This is a genomic window from Mameliella sp. AT18, assembly GCF_028807275.1.
Lineage (GTDB): Bacteria > Pseudomonadota > Alphaproteobacteria > Rhodobacterales > Rhodobacteraceae > Antarctobacter > Antarctobacter albus.
This window is the reverse complement of record NZ_JARAMO010000055.1, coordinates 1-1013: the sequence shown is the minus strand read 5'-3', so window position 1 is coordinate 1013 and position 1013 is coordinate 1. Positions and strand designations below refer to the sequence as shown.

At 61.4% G+C, this 1013-nt stretch carries 1 protein-coding gene; it reads left to right on the top strand.

The window, feature by feature from the left end; genetic code table 11:
• Positions 1 to 357: 357 nt before the first annotated feature.
• The coding region (locus PVW46_RS07150; protein ID WP_443137035.1) for an ammonium transporter at positions 358 to 1013 on the top strand (656 nt) is incomplete at its 3' end.

Sequence of the window (1013 nt, the reverse complement as noted above, 5' to 3'; positions counted from 1 at the left end):
GTACGTCGATTCCAGCATTTTGTACAAAGTGACCCCGGACGCCTGACCGGGTCGCTGACCAAGCCGTTCCGGGGGCGCATCGGGATTTTCCTAGCCTGAAGGCATCGCAACATGCCTAGAAAACAGGCAGTTTAACGATTCCGTCGCCCGCCGCCGTACGCCGGGATAAGCCATCGTAGACGGAGCTTGAGACTTCCTTTCTTTGCCCGATATGCGGGCATTATCCAAAATTTAAGCCTATTCTTGAGGCTCTTTGCAAAGAGCACCCGTTTTGCGCGCCTCTCGGCCCTGATGCCGCTTTTTTCCGCATCCGTTTTCGTCTTTCTGCCCCGCAATCCAAGAGGAGGGACAAGAGACATGAACGGAGCGGATACCGCCTGGATCATCGTGGCGACAGCCTTGGTGCTGTTCATGACGCTGCCGGGGTTGGCGCTGTTTTACGGCGGCCTCGTGCGGGCACGGAACGTGCTGAGCGTCTTCATGCATTGCTATGCCATCGCCTGCCTGATGAGCGTGCTGTGGTTTGCCATTGGCTATTCCATCGCCTTCGGCGAGGGCAACGCGCTCTGGGGCGGACTGGACAAGGTCTTTCTGAACGGCATCGACGCGGACACGCTGGCGGGCACCCTGCCCGAGGTGCTGTTCTTTGCCTTCCAGATGACCTTTGCCATCATCACCCCGGCGCTGATCGTGGGCGCCTACGTGGAACGCGTGGGGTTTGGCTTTGTCCTGATCTTCTCGGGGCTGTGGATGCTCTTGTGCTATGCGCCGGTGGTGCACTGGGTCTGGGGCGGCGGCCTGCTGGCCGGCGATGCGCCTCTGTTCGGCGAGGCGGTCAAGGATTTCGCGGGCGGCATCGTGGTGCATGAGACCGCTGGCCTGGCGGCACTGATCATCGCGGTCTTCCTTGGCCCGCGCCGGACGCAGACGCATCCGCCGCACAACCCGGGCTATGTCATGATCGGGGCGGCGATGCTCTGGGTCGGCTGGTTCGGCTTCAACGGCGGCTCGCA